The organism is Sphingopyxis sp. JAI108 (genome assembly GCF_013410105.1).
Taxonomy (GTDB): domain Bacteria; phylum Pseudomonadota; class Alphaproteobacteria; order Sphingomonadales; family Sphingomonadaceae; genus Sphingopyxis; species Sphingopyxis chilensis.
Genome location: NZ_JACCCJ010000003.1, coordinates 204,873 through 219,133, shown reverse-complemented (window position 1 = coordinate 219,133; position 14,261 = coordinate 204,873). Strand labels below are relative to the sequence as shown.

The following is a 14,261-nucleotide window of genomic DNA, read 5'->3' as shown; positions in this document are numbered from 1 at the left end:
CCGGCCAGCCTGTCGCGCAGCCCCTGTTCGTGCGCCGCGATTTCGGGCGTCACCGCATCGCCGAAATCTTCCATTTCATAAAAGGGACGGATCTCCAGATCGCTCGGCCCGCGCATCGGATTGGGGCAACGCTTCGCCCAGGCGACCGCTTCGTCCATGTCCTTGACTTCCCAGATCCAGTAACCCGCGACCAGCTCGCGCGCTTCGGCGAAGGGGCCGTCGATCACCGTGCGGTTCGCGCCGTCGAAGTGGATCCGCTTGCCGAACGACGAGGGCTTCAGCCCGTCGCCCGCGACCATCACCCCGGCATTGACCAGTTCCTCGTTGAACTTGCCCATCGCCTCGAACATTTCGGTCATTTCCTCGGTCGGGGGCAGACCCTGTTCGCTGTCGTCGGTCGCTTTCACAAAAACCATCACACGCATTTTCCGTCTCCTTTTGTCGGGCCAACAGCGGCTCCTATCCAGACGACGAACGAGCCATCGTCAAATCGACACGAGCCGGAAAAAAATTTCAGGCGACCTCCGCCAGCGACTGCGGCGTCGAAAAACGCTGCCGATATTCGTGCGGCGACAGGCCGATCAGGCGGTGGAACAATTTGCGGAAGGCCGCCGCATCCTCATACCCCACGCTCCACGCGATCTGGTCGACCGTGCGCCGCGTGAACTCCAGCAGCTCGCGCGCCTTGCCGACGCGCAGGTGCTGGACATATTCGACCGGGGTCATTCCCGTCGCGGCCTTGAAGCGCCGCTGGAAGGTGCGCTCCTCCATCCCCGCCTCGCGCGCCATATCGGCGACAGCGACCGCCCCGGCCCCGCGCGCCTGCAACCAGTGCTGCACCTTCAAAATCGCCTCGTCGCCATGGGTCAGCTTGGGCGCGAAGCTCGCGTAATTCTTCTGTTCGCGCCCCGACGGATCGATCAGCAGAAAGCGCGCCGTCTCCATCATCACCGTCGGCCCGAGCAATCGCTCGACGATACGCAGCCCCAGGTCGGTCCACGCCATCAGCCCGCCCGCGGTGACGATATCGCCATCGTCGATCACCATCCGGTCGGCCTCCAGCCGCACGTCGGGAAAGCGGCTCCGGAACTCCTCGGCAAAAAACCAGTGCGTCGTCGCCGGCCGGCCGCTCAGCAACCCCGTCGCGGCGAGCGCGAAGGCGCCGCCGCAATTCGACGCCAGCACCGCGCCATGCGCGTGCCGGTCGAGCAGCCAGCGCGCATAGGGTTCGACCTCGCCCGGTTCGAGCAGCTTGTGCAGGCTCCCCGGCGCGATCAGCACCGCGGGCGAATTGCCCGGCGGCTCGTCGGGATGGCTGTCGTAAAAGCGCGCAAAACCCCCGCCATTCTGCAAGCGCCAGTGGCTGGCACGGATCGGCGACCGCCCATGATCGACCGCGAAGCGCCCTGCGACGTCGAACAGGTCGGTGATGCCGTGCACCATGCCCATCTGGCAGTCGGGATAGGTCATCATCCCGACCTCGATCAGCGGCACATTCGCGGCGTCGGGCACCTTCAATCTCGGCATATCGGCTCCTTTGTCGGAATCGGACCGCATAATGTCGTATCCGCCAATCCCGCGCAAGCGCGTCCAAGCCTATCTCCTGTTTCATCGGGACGGACACCCCGCCCTCCAGACTGAAAGGCAAATATCATGACCACCATCACCACCAAGGACGGCACCAACATCTTCTTCAAGGACTGGGGTCCGAAGGACGGACAGCCGATCGTCTTCTCGCATGGCTGGCCGCTGTCGTCTGACGCCTGGGACGCGCAGATGGTCTTCTTCGCAAGCCAGGGCTTTCGCACCATCGCCCACGACCGCCGCAGCCACGGCCGTTCGGACCAGGTCTGGGACAATAACAATATGGACCAGTATGCCGACGACCTTGCCGAACTGATCGAACAGCTCGACCTGAAAGACGTCATCCTCGTCGGCCACTCGACCGGCGGCGGCGAAGTCACCCGCTATATCGGCCGCCACGGCACCGCCCGCGTCGCCAAGGTCGCGCTGATCGGCGCAGTCCCCCCGCTGATGCTCAAGACCGAAGCCAATCCCGACGGCCTGCCGCTCGACGTCTTCGACGGCATCCGCAAGGGCACGTTCGACAACCGCCCGCAATTCTTCAAGGATCTGACGATCCCCTTCTACGGCTATAACCGCGACGGCGCGGCGGTTTCGGAAGCGGTGCGCGACGAATTCGTGCGGCAGGGCATGAACGGCGGCCTCAAGGGCCTGCTCGACAGCATTCGAGCCTTTTCGGAAAGCGACTTCAACGAGGATTTGAAGAAGTTCGACAAGCCGACCCTCGTCCTCCACGGCGACGACGACCAGATCGTGCCGATCGGCGCCGCGGCGCTCTCGACCGTCAAGATCGTCAAGCAGGCTGTGCTCAAGGTCTATGAAGGCGGCAGCCACGGCCTCACCGTCACCGAGCAGGACCGCTTCAACGCCGACCTCCTCGACTTCATCAACAGCTGATCGACCCGGCGGGCGGCGGCGATGCCGTCGCCCGCTCAACAAGAGAGTAAGACCATGATCCTCGGCCTCACCATATCGCAGTTCACCGCCCTGCACGTCGCGATCAGCCTGATCGGCATCGGTGCGGGCCTCATCGCCCTCCCCGCCTTCGCGCGCGGGCGCCTCCTCCGCCGCACCACCGACATCTTCCTCTGGGCGACGCTGCTGACCAGCCTTACCGGCTTCCTGTTCCCGATCGTCGCCTTCACCCCGGCGCTCGGCGTGGGCATCCTCTCGACGCTGATCCTCGTCGCGAGCTTTGCCGCCTATTACGGCCGCAAGCTCGCTGGGCGCGCCGCGACGGTCTATGCGGTGAGCGCGACCGCCGCGCTCTACCTCAACCTCTTCGTGCTCGTGGTGCAGTCCTTCCTGAAAGTGCCCGCACTGAACGCGCTCGCCCCGAACGGCACCGAACCGCCGTTTTCCGCCGCGCAGGGCGCGCTCCTCCTCGCCGCGATCCTCTTCGGATATGTCGCGGTCAAGGCCAGCCGGCGGCCGATCGCCGCCTGACCTGCCTGACGACAATGCAAGGGCGGCCCAACGGCCGCCCTATCGCGCGTCAGGCCCACAGCGCGTTGAGCGCGATCACGATTGCGACCTCGGTGAAATTGCCCAGCCCGTGCGCGACGATCGGGGCGAGCAGGCTGCGCGACCGCTCCATCAGCCAGACATAGATGAGGCCCCAGACAAAGGCGTAAATCTGCTGCGCCATCGCCTGATAGAAGGGATCGACGGTAAAGGATTTCCAGTGCGCCAGCCCGAACATCAGCGCGACCAGATAGGCCGCGACCGGCAGGTCGAGCGCCCCGATCCGCAGCCGCCCCGGCACCAGCACGACGAGCATCCCGACAAGCAGCCCCCGAAAGATCGTCTCCTCCGCCAGCCCCGTCGTGATCATGCCGAGCAGATAGCCCGCCGAATCGAGCGGTGCCTTCGAATAGCTCATGTTCGGCGCTGTCTGCGCCGCAAGCGCGGGCCAATAGTCGGCAACGAGCATCACCAGCCCCATGCCGATGCCGATCGCTATCGCGATCCCGACGTAGCTCGCGCCCGGCGGCCAGCGCAGATGCGGGTCGGCGGCGGGCAGCACCCGGCGCATGACGAGGATGGCGGCGAGCCCGAGCAGCGCCTGGAACGCGATCGCTGTCAGCAGAAAGACCGAGATATAGCCGTCCCAAAGCGGCGCCCCGGCAAAATAAAGTTCACGCGCCGCGATGCGCCCAAGTTCGAGGATGGCCTGCATCAGCACCGCGGCGACCAGGATCGGCCACAGGCGAAAGCGAAAACCGGAAAGCGCCACAAACGGGCGCGGCGAAGCAGGGGAGAGACTTGTCATGCGACCCGCCTAGCGCGCGGGTTCGGCCCGCTTCTTGAACAAATGTGACCTTTGACGGGTTTCGACCGGAAGCTGCCTTCTCTTTCTTCGTCACCCCGGACTTGGCCCGGGGGTCCACGACTTCAGCGCCGCAGTGGATCCCGGAGCAAGTCCGGGATGACGAAAGATTGAAACCGACCGAAAAGTGGCGCTTGGTGTCTCATTAACTCGTCATTCCCGCGAAAGCGGGAACCCGGTGTGGGATCAGCCGACGCACGCTCCGGGTTCCCGCTTTCGCGGGAATGACGACTGTGGGGAATGGCAGCAATCCACGCCTAAACTGTCATCCGGGCTAACCGCCACCGCCGCGGCGACATTCCGGTCAGCCGCGTCACCGCCCGCGTCATATGCGCCTGATCGGCATAACCCGCCTCGACCGCGATCCCGGCAAGGCTGTCGTCACCGCCGACGATCATCCGCCACGCGCGTTTCGTCTGGCAATCGGCGCGATAGGCGGCGGGCGAGACGCCATATAGCGTCTCGAACCTGCGCGACACATGCTCGCGCGACCGGCCATGCGCCGCGGCCCATTCGCCGATCCGCGGCGATGCCGATGCGCGCAGCGCGACGGACAACTGGTCGGGCAAATCATCCTCTTCGACCGCCGCTACGGGCGCGAGCCCGTCGAGCAATGCCGCGACCGCCTCGACCGGATCGCGTTCGGCCAGCCGGACGATCCGGTCGGGATCGGCGATCTGCGCATGTGCCGGCCAGTCGCGGTCATCGAACGGCAGCGGCAGATCGAGCACCGCCGTCCGCTTCGCCGAGATCCGGTCGCGGTGTGCCGAAAAGGGGCCGTGGAGTAGCACTTCGCCTTCGCGCACGGCGATACGCCCGGCATCGCCGGCTTCCTCATAGCCACCCGCCAGCACGACCGTAGCATAGGGTTCGCGATGACGATGACGCGCTATGTCGGCCGCGGCGGGCAACAGGCTGGGCTGGAGCAACTGCATCGCCCGACTTTGTCGCGCCCGGTCGGGGATCGCAACCGCCACCGGACCAACCTCCGTCACCGGTCGATGGACAGCCGCTCCATGCATCAATTACAAACCTTCATCCGAGCATGGAATTTCGAGGAGCGACCGCCGTGGATACACCCCCCTTTACCCTTCGCACGATCGACCATGTGGTCCTTCGCGTCGTCGATCTCGACCGCATGGCCCGCTTTTACCAGGATGTTCTCGGCTGCACCGACGAGCGCACGCAGGCCGAAATCGGCCTCTATCAATTGCGCGCGGGCGCTTCGCTGATCGACCTCGTGACCGTCGACGGCAAACTGGGCGCGATGGGCGGCGCGGCGCCGGGTACCGAAGGCCGCAACCTCGACCATTTCGCGATCGCGATCACCCCGTTCGACGAACCAGCCATCCGCGCCCATCTTGCCCGCCATGATATCGCGATCGAGCAGGCGGGGCCCCGGTACGGCGCCGAAGGCGAAGGGCCGTCGATCTACATCCGCGACCCCGAAGGCAATATCGTCGAGCTCAAGGGCCCCGCCTTCGACTGAACATCTTGCGCAGCCTTCCGTTTACGTTAAGGTCAGTTGCATAAAGCAACCGGAGAGTTTGATTCATGGCCCTTCCCCCGATTTTCGACCGTCTTCGCCTGCCCGTCATCGGCTCGCCGCTGTTCATCGTATCGGGCCCCGAGCTCGTCATCGCGCAGTGCAAGGCGGGCGTCGTCGGCAGTTTCCCGGCACTCAACGCGCGGCCGCAGTCGCTGCTCGACGAATGGCTGCACCGGATCACCGAGGAACTGGCGGCGTGGGACCGCGACAATCCCGACCGGCTTTCGGCGCCCTATGCGGTCAACCAGATCGTCCATAAATCGAACGACCGGCTCGAGGCGGACATCGCGACCTGCGCCAAGTGGAAGGTGCCGATCACGATCACCTCATTGGGCGCGCGCGAGGAACTCAACCAGGCCGTGCACGGCTGGGGCGGCATCACGCTGCACGATGTCATCGACGACCGCTTCGCGCGCAAGGCGGTCGAAAAGGGCGCCGACGGCCTGATCCCCGTCGCGGCGGGCGCCGGCGGCCACGCCGGTCGCCAGTCGCCCTTCGCGCTCGTTCAGGAGATCCGCGAATGGTTCGATGGCCCCGTCGCCCTGTCGGGCGCGATCGGCCACGGTCGCTCGGTGCTCGCCGCGCAGGCGTGCGGCGCCGACCTCGCCTATATCGGCAGCGCCTTCATCGCGACGTCCGAAGCCAATGCCGAGGATGGTTACAAGAACGGCATCGTCGAAGGCGGCGCCGCCGACATCGTCTATTCGAACCTGTTCACCGGCGTCCACGGCAATTATCTGCGCCAGTCGATCGTTTCGGCGGGGATGGATCCCGACAATCTGCCCGAGGGTGATTTGAAGACGATGAACTTCGGCTCGGGCGGCAACACCAAGGCAAAGGCGTGGAAGGATATCTGGGGCTCGGGCCAGGGCATCGGCCCGGTCACCGCGGTCCGGCCGGTCGCCGAATTCGTCGCCGAACTCGAGGAACAATATCTCGCCGCCCGCCGCGAACTCGAAGCGAAGGTGCGGCTTTAAACCCGCGCTGCCAGGCCGTTGGCCAATGCCGGCTTTGGGTGGGTAGTTCGAAACTCCACACCATCCTTCACTCGCCGAACAGCTTGTCGATTGCCTCGTCGAGATAGGGGCGGTCGACGAACAGCCGCATCGGATCGCGCCGGTTAAGCCAGAAGCCCGCACCATGCCGGTCGGTCAGCGCGCGGCGCGTGGTGTCCTGGAGCAGGCGCAGGCGCATTACCGCCACTCGCCGCGCGATCCGCATATCGACGGCGGCCTGCGCCGCGAAATGCGCGCGGATGCGCTCGACCCGGGCGGTGACGACATCGCTGTAGCCCCGGTGCGGCCCGCGATGCAGCGCGTGACCCAGCGAAAGCGCGGCGGGTTCCGATGCCGGCAGCATCAATCCGTTGCGCGCGAAATGCTGGAGCGCGAAGCCCTCGGCATGGAGCTGGTCGAACATAGCCCCCATCTGCGGTCGGTGCAGCAAGGCGATCGGGATCAGGTGATGGCGCTGGAAACCGGTTCGCGGCGGCGGCGCGCCCTGCCAACCGCCGCGCCGCGTCAATCGCCGCGACCGAATTCGACGACGACGGTCGGCTGGCGGTTTCCGGTTACCGGTCCCGGCGTCAATCCGATCCATTCGCCGGCCGCAAGGCCGCGCGTCGTGCGCGCGCCCAGAACCGGGCCGTTGAGCATCATGTCGAGCGCCAACCGCGACAGGCGCCGGACCATTTCGGCGACCGTCCAGCCCTTCGGGACAAGCGCTTCCAGCTCCTGCCCCGCGAAAAGCGCCAGCCCGCGCGTCCGCATGATCGCAGCTTCGCCGGTGTCGCTGCGGCGAAACGCAATCAGGTGCAGCACCGGCGGCATCCCGCTCGCCAGCATTTCGGCGATCGCGGTGCGAAACTGCTGGGCGTCGGACCACAGCCTTGCGGGTGACCAGAAAAGATGGCTCGCATCGAACAGGTCGATGAGCAGAACCATCATCTTGAAAAATTCGCGCATCCGCGAAGCCTGGCCGGGAGAATGCCCGGTTTCGCCGCCGCCTTCGGGTATGAACAGCCAGCATCGGCCGCTGTCGCGCCAGTCGCGCGGCAGGCTGGCGGCGAGCAGGCTGGTCGACGGATCGGCAGGATCGGCGAGATCGAGCGCCCTGTCATCCGCCCGGCCCGCCAATATCGATATGGAACCGAAGGTCAGGCGAAATCGTGGCGGTGCGATCTGCGCGGCCATGTCGGAATCGTGGTCCGGCACGCGCTCGGGCCGAAGTCCCATGTGGCGGAGCGCCCTTTGCAGCACGTCGTCCGGCCCACCCTGCATCGCGGCGCTGACGATCAGCGCAAAGGGTTCCGGGGGAACGGGCAGGATCAAAGCGTCACGATTGCCGGCATCCATAGCGGGTCGATCTTTGTGGGTCCCCGCTAGATTGCAAGACTGGCCCCGATGTTCAAACGCTTATTCGAATATGTCCGAAAGTTAACCTTGCCCGACGCCTCGCCTAGCCGCGTCAGATGGCGACCTGGCTTCCCAGCTCGACGACGCGATTGGTTGGCAGGCGGAAATATTCCATCGCGCTTTCCGAATTGCGCAGCATCCATGCGAAGAGTTTCTCGCGCCAGATCGGCATCCCCGGCTTGCTCGCGGCGATCAAGGTCTGCCGCGACAGGAAAAAGCTGGTTTCCAGCATCTTGAATTCGCCGCCGCAACTGGTGACGCGTTTGAGCGCGTCGGGAACATCGACGGGCTGCATAAAGCCATAATTCAGAATCAGCCGGTGGAACCCCTGTCCCAGATCCTCTAGCGCGCAGTGATTTTCCTCGCGCACGAACGGCACGTCGGCGATCTTGATCGTCAGCAGGATGATCCGCTGGTGCAGCACCTTGTTGTGCTTGAGGTTGTGGAGCAGCGCATGCGGCACGCCGTCGCTGCTCGACGTCATGAACACCGCGGTGCCCGGCACCCGCGTCGCGCTGTTCGCGGCCGACTTTACGAACACCGGGATCGGCATCGCGCCTTCGGCCATTTCCTGCTGCATCAGCTTGCGCCCGCGCGACCAGGTCGTCAGCATGGTAAAGATCGTCAGCCCGATCGCGAGCGGCACCCAGCCGCCGTCGGGTACCTTGATCAGGTTGGCGCCGAAATAGGCGATGTCGACGATGAAAAAGACCGCCAGCACCGGCAGCGCCTTCCAGGCCGGCCATTTCCACAGCGTGAAAAGCACGACGCTGAGCAGGCAGGTGTCGATGAACATCGCTCCCGTAACGGCGATGCCATAGGCCGCGGCAAGGTTGCTCGACGACCCGAAGAAAAGGACGAGGATGATGACCATCACCATCAGCCCCCAGTTGACCACCGGAATATAGATCTGCCCCGCCGCCGACGCGCTGGTATGCTCGACGCGCAGGCGCGGCATGAAACCAAGCTGGATCGCCTGCTGGGTCAGCGAAAAGGCGCCCGAAATCACCGCCTGGCTCGCGATGATCGTCGCCAGCAGCGCAAGGATGACGACCGGCACTTCAAGATATTGCGGCATCATCTGGAAAAACGGATCGGAAATCAGATCGGCGCGCGGCCCCGCTTCGGCGGCGAGGACCATCGCCCCCTGCCCCATATAGTTGAGCATCAGCGCGGGCAGGACGAAGGCCAGCCAGCTCAGCCCAATCGGCCCGCGCCCGAAATGCCCCATGTCGGCATAGAGCGCCTCGGCGCCCGTCACCGCGAGCACCACCGCGCCCAGCGCGATAAAGGCGGTAAACCCATCGACATAGAAAAAGCGCAGCGCGTTCAACGGATTGATCGTCTCGACGATGATCCACGGATTTTCGGCTATGTGCATGACGCCCAGCCCGGCCAGCGTCAGGAAATAGAGCAGCATGATCGGCCCGAACAGCGCGCCGACCTTGGCCGTTCCGCGCGACTGGATCGCGAACAGCCCGATCAGGATCGCAAGCGCAATCGGCACGATATAGGGAGCGAACCCCGGGTTGATATAGCGCAGCCCCTCGGTCGCCGAGAGCACCGACATCGCCGGGGTGATCATGCTGTCGCCATAGAAAAGCGCGGTTGCGAATACGCCGAGCAGGATGATCGGCCAGGTCCAGCGCTTTTCGCCCGACGACCGGCTGATCAGCGCGAGCAGCGCCAGGCTGCCCCCCTCGCCCTTGTTGTCGGCCTTCATGATCGTCAGCACATATTTGAAGGTGACGACGAGCATCATCGACCAGAAGACAAGGCTGAGCACGCCATAGATGTGCAGCCGGTCGGGCTCGATCGGGTGATGGCCGGCAAAGGTTTCGCGGAACGCGTAAAGCGGACTCGTCCCGATGTCGCCGAACACGACGCCGACCGCACCGACGGCGAGCTTCAGCTTGCCGTCGCCCTGATGGCCGTGGCCATAATGGCCGGTGTTGGCGGCAGTGGGGGCGACGCCCGAAGCGCCGCCGGCCGCCTGTTGCGACTCAGCAGTCATCGCGCGCCTTTAGACGAGCCGGCGCTTCAGGAATAGGTTTCAATTTGGGACGCCCCCGGGCGATACATCGGCCGCTTCACCCGGCAACCGCGGCCCCAGCGCCTGCCGTATCTGCGCCAGCCGCATTTCGAGATCAGGTCGCCACGGCGCATCGGCCGGGCTGCGCGCGAGAAGCTCGCTCCATACGGCCTCGGCGCCCTTCAGGTCGCCGCCCTGCGCCAGCGCCAGCCCCGCGAAGAAGGGCGGTGCAGGATGCGACGGATCGCGCTTTGCCGCCTCGTCGAACGCCAGCGCCGCCGCCGGCGACATCATCCCTCCGCCGTGCGACGCGAGCGCATTGCCAAGCCCGACCCACAGGTCGACATTGTCGGGATATTTTTCGAGCCCCTTCTCCAGAGTCTTTGCCGCAAGCTCGGTCTTGCCCGTACGCGCGAAACCGTCGGACATGCCGAGCCACTGCGCCGCGGGGCCGAAACGTTCGGCCATCCCCTGCCGCTGGTCGGTCAGCGCCTCGCCAAAGCCTTCGGGTTCCTCGGGCGCCGCGACCGGCTTGCCCGGCAGCGACGGGCTGCCCTGCAACGCATAACCCGCGAGCCCGAGCATCACCGCCGCCCCGGCGAGCGGCCGCGCCGCCGCGGGCAGCTTGCCGAGCCACAAAATCCCGCCGATCGTTACCGCCGCGGAAAGGATGACCCACAGCCAGATCATGCGATATCGTCCCCGTCGCTCGCGCCGCGCCGGAACCGGCCGAACGCCAGCCATCCGCCCACCGCGAGGAACAGCAGCGGCCCCAGCCACAGGAGCGCCGTCGCCCCGTCGAAGGGCGGATCATAGCTTACCCAATTGCCATAGCGCGCGACGAGCCAGGCCTTGATCTCGTCGGGGCTCTCGCCCGCCGCGATCTTGCTGCGCACCTCGTGCCGCATGTCGCCCGCGAGCGGTGCGTCCGAATCGGCGATCGACTGCCCCTGACAGACGAGGCAGCGCAGTTCCTCCATCAACGCCTTGGCGCGCGCCTCCTTGGCCGGATCGTTGAGCTGCTGATAGGCATAGGGCGCCGGCGGCAAACGGTCCTGCGCCGCCAGCGGCAGCGTGAACGCGCCAAGCAGGCAGAACAGGATCAGCCGCAACCTCACTTCATCGCCTCGATCTTCGCAACGATTTCGGGCACCTGATCCGCCAGGATCACGCCCTGGATCTGCTCGCGGATGATGCCCTTGCCATCGATCAGGAAGGTTTCGGGCACGCCCGAGGATCCCAGCGCGATCTGCACGCTGCTTTGCATGTCGGACCCGATGCGGTCGAACGGATTGCCATATTCATTGAGGAACATCGCGACATCATCGGGCCGGTCGCGGATCGCGATGCCGTCGATCGGGACCCCGGCGGCTTTCAGCGCCTCGAGCTGCGGCGCCTCGGCGCGGCACGGGATGCACCAGCTCGCGAACACATTGACCAGCCGCGGCTTGCCGTCGGCGAGCTGACTGCTCTTCAGCCCTTCGACCCCGGCGGTCGCGGGCGGCAGGTCGAACAGGGGCATCGGCTTGTCGATCCACTGCGACTGGATCAGCGTCTCGGCGGGCGTCGTCAGCCGATAGATGAAGGCACCGAACAACAGCCCCATGACCGCCAATGGCACAAAAAGGACCCAGCGATTCTTCATGGCGCAAAACGCTCCTGTGACTTGCGGTGGCGGCGCGAGCGCCAGATGGCGAGCAACTGCGCGCGGCCGAGCAAAGACAGCGTCGCGCCGATCGCGATCAGCGCGCCGCCGAGCCAGATCCACCACACCAAAGGTTTCCACCACAGGCGGATCTGGTAGCGGTCGGCGCGGCCGTCGTCGCTCGTCACCGGCTGGCCGAGCACCGCATAAAGCTGTCCGCCCGGCCGCGTGAGCAGCGCCGCCTCGTTCGTCTCGGTCGGCGCGGTGCCCATCAACCCCGGAAATGTCCGCGCCTCAGGACGCATCGTGAAGCGGCTTCCCGACGCGGTGGTCGCAACCAGCGTGCCCTCGATCGCGGTATAATTGGGCCCCGCGACGGGCTTCACCCCGGCGAACTTCACCGAAAAATCGCCGATCCGGATGTCGTCGCCGGGCGCCGCCGCGACCAGCCGCTCCTTGATGAAGGCGCTTTCGGCGCCCATGCCCGCAAGGCAGACCGCGACGCCGAAATGCGCGACGACCATGCCCCAGGTCGGCAGCGGCGTGCGGCGGAGGTTGCGTCCCCACAAGGGCGCGAGGCTCGCGACCGCGACGACGCCCGCGACCGTCATGCCGAGCAGCGGCAATATGCCGACCTTGCCGCCGAACAGCACGAGCCCGAACAGCACCGCCGCCCCTGCGAACACCGCCAGCGGCAGCCGCGACCACAGCCGCTTCCCGTCGTCCTTGCGCCAGCTCAGGAGCGGTCCCGCCACCATGACGAGGCAGAGGATCAGCGCGAGCGGCCCCGCAACCTTGTTGTAATAGGGCGGCCCGACCGAAATCTTCTCGCCCATCGCCTCGGCGACGATCGGATAGAGCGTCCCCAAAAGCACGAGCGCGAGGATCGTCGTGAGCAGCAGGTTGTTGATGACGAGCGAGCCTTCGCGGCTCAGCAGCGCGAATTTCTTGCCTTCGGCGACGCTGCCGGCGCGCAGCGCGAACAGGGTCAGCGCGCCGCCGATATAGATCGCCATCAGGACGAGCAGGAATGTCCCGCGCTCGGGATCGACGGCAAAGCTGTGAACGCTCGTCAGCAGCCCCGACCGCACGATGAAGGTCCCGACCATCGACATCGAAAAGCCGATCACCGCCAGCATCACCGTCCACGCGCGCAGCGCGTTGCGCGTCGCGGTCACCGCGACCGAATGGAGCAACGCCGCACCGGCAAGCCAGGGCACGAGCGACACATTCTCGACCGGGTCCCAGAACCACCAGCCACCCCAGCCGAGCTCATAATAGGCCCAGTAGCTGCCCGCCGTGATCCCCAGCGTGAGGAAAATCCAGCTGCCGAGCACCCATGGCCGCATCGCGCGCGCGAAGGCCGGGCCGATTTCGCGCGTGATCAGTGCGCCCACGGCAAAGCTGAACGCCACCGACAACCCGACATAGCCGACGTAAAGCGTCGGCGGGTGGAAGGCGAGCCCGATGTCCTGCAGCAGCGGATTCAAACCCTGCCCGTCGGGCGGCGCGACCGGCAAGCGCTTGAACGGGTTCGACGAAAAAAGCAGGAAAGCGAAGAAGCCAAGACTCAGCGCCGCTTGGGCGCTCAATGTCGCAACCAGCGTATCCTCGCGCAGCCGTTTCTCGAAAATCGCGATCAGTCCGCCCGACAGCGACAGGATCATCAGCCACAGCAGCATCGACCCTTCGTGATTGCCCCACGTTCCCGCGACCTTGAAGATCATCGGCTTCAGGCTGTTGCTGTTGCGCGCGACCAGTTCGACCGACATGTCCGATCGCACGAACAGCGCGATCAGCAGGCCAAACGCCGCTGCGGTCAGGACGCCCTGCGCAACGCTCGCCGGGCGCACCAGCGCCGCCAGATCCTTCGGCCCGCCGCGCAGGAACAATATCCCCGCGACGAGCGACAGGCACGCAAGCGCCGCGGCGATCCACAACAGGGCCAGGCCGAGCTCGGCGATCATCGGGCGAAGCCCTTACACCACAGGCCGTCATTGCGAGGAGCGAAGCGACGAAGCAAACTCCAGCTATCGGCACGAAGGATCGCGAGCTGGAGATTGCTTCGCTCCGCTCGCAATGACGGAAATGCAGTGAAGCTCATGGCCACGTCGTCGCCTTCACATTTTTCGGCGCCTTCATATTCTTCGGCATCTCGCCCATCTGCGGCGGCATATAACGCTCGTCATGCTTCGCAAGGATGCGGTCCGCCACAAAAGTCCCGTCGGCGCGCATCCGGCCGTCGGCGACCATGCCGCTCTCCTCGCCGAACAGGTCGGGGACGATGCCCTTATATTCGACCGGCACCGTCGCCTTGCCGTCGGTCGCGACGAAGCGGATCGTGAGGCCATCCGACTGCCGTGCGATGCTGCCCTTGGCGACCATGCCGCCCAGCCGCATCGCTTCGCCGACCGCGGCCTTGCCGCCCGCGACTTCCGCGGGCGTGCGAAAATAGGCCGCCTCGTCGCGCAGCGCGCTCGCCGCGAGCACGCCCGCGCCGGCAATGCCGCCCAGCGCGACCAGCGCCAGGGCCAGCCGTTGATGCTTGGCCTTCACTTGCGATCCTTTCGCAGCGCGTCGCTGCGCTTTTCGGCCTTTTTCATCGCGCGCCAGTTCGTCCACAGCACCGCGCCGGTCAGCACCGCCGTCAGCCCATAGGCCGCGGCGACGAACGCCCATTGACCGCCCCCGCTGATCACCCCCGTCAC

The 14,261-nt window shown here is 65.8% G+C and carries 16 protein-coding genes and 1 pseudogene; 4 read left to right on the top strand and 13 right to left on the bottom strand.

The annotated features are described in order from the left end of the window. Positions 1-65: 65 nt before the first annotated feature. Both HDC29_RS15710 and HDC29_RS15705 read right to left on the bottom strand, forming a co-directional pair. A pseudogene (locus tag HDC29_RS15710) lies at positions 66-425 on the bottom strand (YciI family protein); the annotation flags it as partial. Between the two features lie 88 nt (positions 426-513). Next, positions 514-1,527: a GlxA family transcriptional regulator gene (locus tag HDC29_RS15705; RefSeq protein WP_179499223.1), complete on the bottom strand. Its 1,014-nt coding sequence runs from the start codon at positions 1,525-1,527 to the stop codon at positions 514-516. Positions 1,528-1,653: 126 nt separating this feature from the next. On the opposite strand from HDC29_RS15705, the gene HDC29_RS15700 reads away from it, so the two are divergent. After that, positions 1,654-2,481 (top strand): alpha/beta fold hydrolase, encoded by an 828-nt coding sequence (locus tag HDC29_RS15700; protein WP_179499222.1) that lies wholly within the window; start codon positions 1,654-1,656, stop codon positions 2,479-2,481. 54 nt (positions 2,482-2,535) lie between these two features. Further along, positions 2,536-3,030: a hypothetical protein gene (locus HDC29_RS15695; RefSeq protein WP_179499221.1), complete on the top strand. Its 495-nt coding sequence runs from the start codon at positions 2,536-2,538 to the stop codon at positions 3,028-3,030. A gap of 49 nt (positions 3,031-3,079) precedes the next feature. On the opposite strand, the gene HDC29_RS15690 is transcribed toward HDC29_RS15695, so the two are convergent. Continuing rightward, positions 3,080-3,856, bottom strand: coding sequence for a CPBP family intramembrane glutamic endopeptidase (locus HDC29_RS15690; RefSeq protein WP_179499220.1), 777 nt, complete (start codon positions 3,854-3,856; stop codon positions 3,080-3,082). 314 nt (positions 3,857-4,170) lie between these two features. Further along, on the bottom strand, positions 4,171-4,890 hold the full coding sequence (locus tag HDC29_RS15685; RefSeq protein ID WP_218844654.1) for an AraC family transcriptional regulator: 720 nt from the start codon (positions 4,888-4,890) through the stop codon (positions 4,171-4,173). A gap of 92 nt (positions 4,891-4,982) precedes the next feature. Here HDC29_RS15685 and HDC29_RS15680 point away from each other — a divergent pair, with 92 nt between their 5' ends. Both HDC29_RS15680 and HDC29_RS15675 read left to right on the top strand, forming a co-directional pair. Beyond that, positions 4,983-5,402, top strand: a complete 420-nt coding sequence (locus tag HDC29_RS15680) for a VOC family protein (RefSeq protein ID WP_326914583.1) — start codon at positions 4,983-4,985, stop codon at positions 5,400-5,402. 65 nt (positions 5,403-5,467) lie between these two features. Beyond that, on the top strand, positions 5,468-6,439 hold the full coding sequence (locus HDC29_RS15675) for a nitronate monooxygenase family protein (protein WP_179499218.1): 972 nt from the start codon (positions 5,468-5,470) through the stop codon (positions 6,437-6,439). Positions 6,440-6,506: 67 nt separating this feature from the next. On the opposite strand, the gene HDC29_RS15670 is transcribed toward HDC29_RS15675, so the two are convergent. The 9 genes from HDC29_RS15670 to HDC29_RS15630 form a co-directional block, all read right to left on the bottom strand. Then, positions 6,507-6,986, bottom strand: coding sequence for an AHH domain-containing protein (locus HDC29_RS15670; protein ID WP_179499217.1), 480 nt, complete (start codon positions 6,984-6,986; stop codon positions 6,507-6,509). Beyond that, positions 6,983-7,816 carry a hypothetical protein gene (locus tag HDC29_RS15665; RefSeq protein ID WP_179499216.1) on the bottom strand — a complete coding sequence of 278 codons (834 nt, stop codon included), beginning with the start codon at positions 7,814-7,816 and terminating at the stop codon, positions 6,983-6,985. Before HDC29_RS15665 ends, HDC29_RS15670 begins: the two co-directional genes overlap by 4 nt. A gap of 112 nt (positions 7,817-7,928) precedes the next feature. Beyond that, positions 7,929-9,890, bottom strand: a complete 1,962-nt coding sequence (locus HDC29_RS15660; protein ID WP_179499215.1) for a potassium transporter Kup — start codon at positions 9,888-9,890, stop codon at positions 7,929-7,931. Between the two features lie 39 nt (positions 9,891-9,929). After that, positions 9,930-10,598: a tetratricopeptide repeat protein gene (locus tag HDC29_RS15655; protein WP_179499214.1), complete on the bottom strand. Its 669-nt coding sequence runs from the start codon at positions 10,596-10,598 to the stop codon at positions 9,930-9,932. Beyond that, positions 10,595-11,020 carry a cytochrome c-type biogenesis protein gene (locus tag HDC29_RS15650; protein WP_218844685.1) on the bottom strand — a complete coding sequence of 142 codons (426 nt, stop codon included), beginning with the start codon at positions 11,018-11,020 and terminating at the stop codon, positions 10,595-10,597. Before HDC29_RS15650 ends, HDC29_RS15655 begins: the two co-directional genes overlap by 4 nt. A gap of 2 nt (positions 11,021-11,022) precedes the next feature. Then, on the bottom strand, positions 11,023-11,553 hold the full coding sequence (locus HDC29_RS15645; protein WP_179499212.1) for a DsbE family thiol:disulfide interchange protein: 531 nt from the start codon (positions 11,551-11,553) through the stop codon (positions 11,023-11,025). Next, a complete protein-coding gene (locus tag HDC29_RS15640; RefSeq protein ID WP_179499211.1) occupies positions 11,550-13,520 on the bottom strand; it encodes a heme lyase CcmF/NrfE family subunit in 1,971 nt (656 codons plus the stop codon). The genes HDC29_RS15645 and HDC29_RS15640 overlap by 4 nt, the downstream gene beginning before the upstream one ends. A 133-nt stretch (positions 13,521-13,653) precedes the next feature. Further along, on the bottom strand, positions 13,654-14,109 hold the full coding sequence (gene ccmE, locus HDC29_RS15635) for a cytochrome c maturation protein CcmE (RefSeq protein ID WP_179499210.1): 456 nt from the start codon (positions 14,107-14,109) through the stop codon (positions 13,654-13,656). Further along, positions 14,106-14,261: a hypothetical protein gene (locus HDC29_RS15630; protein WP_179499209.1), complete on the bottom strand. Its 156-nt coding sequence runs from the start codon at positions 14,259-14,261 to the stop codon at positions 14,106-14,108. The genes ccmE and HDC29_RS15630 overlap by 4 nt, the downstream gene beginning before the upstream one ends.

Bases quoted from the DNA above. Each gene is read 5' to 3' on its own strand.
- HDC29_RS15705 (WP_179499223.1), bottom strand. From the start codon at position 1,527: ATGCCGAGATTGAAGGTGCCCGACGCCGCGAATGTGCCGCTGATCGAG.
- HDC29_RS15700 (WP_179499222.1), top strand. From the start codon at position 1,654: ATGACCACCATCACCACCAAGGACGGCACCAACATCTTCTTCAAGGAC.
- HDC29_RS15695 (WP_179499221.1), top strand. From the start codon at position 2,536: ATGATCCTCGGCCTCACCATATCGCAGTTCACCGCCCTGCACGTCGCG.
- HDC29_RS15690 (WP_179499220.1), bottom strand. From the start codon at position 3,856: ATGACAAGTCTCTCCCCTGCTTCGCCGCGCCCGTTTGTGGCGCTTTCC.
- HDC29_RS15675 (WP_179499218.1), top strand. From the start codon at position 5,468: ATGGCCCTTCCCCCGATTTTCGACCGTCTTCGCCTGCCCGTCATCGGC.
- HDC29_RS15665 (WP_179499216.1), bottom strand. From the start codon at position 7,816: ATGGATGCCGGCAATCGTGACGCTTTGATCCTGCCCGTTCCCCCGGAA.
- HDC29_RS15660 (WP_179499215.1), bottom strand. From the start codon at position 9,890: ATGACTGCTGAGTCGCAACAGGCGGCCGGCGGCGCTTCGGGCGTCGCC.
- HDC29_RS15655 (WP_179499214.1), bottom strand. From the start codon at position 10,598: ATGATCTGGCTGTGGGTCATCCTTTCCGCGGCGGTAACGATCGGCGGG.
- HDC29_RS15645 (WP_179499212.1), bottom strand. From the start codon at position 11,553: ATGAAGAATCGCTGGGTCCTTTTTGTGCCATTGGCGGTCATGGGGCTG.
- HDC29_RS15640 (WP_179499211.1), bottom strand. From the start codon at position 13,520: ATGATCGCCGAGCTCGGCCTGGCCCTGTTGTGGATCGCCGCGGCGCTT.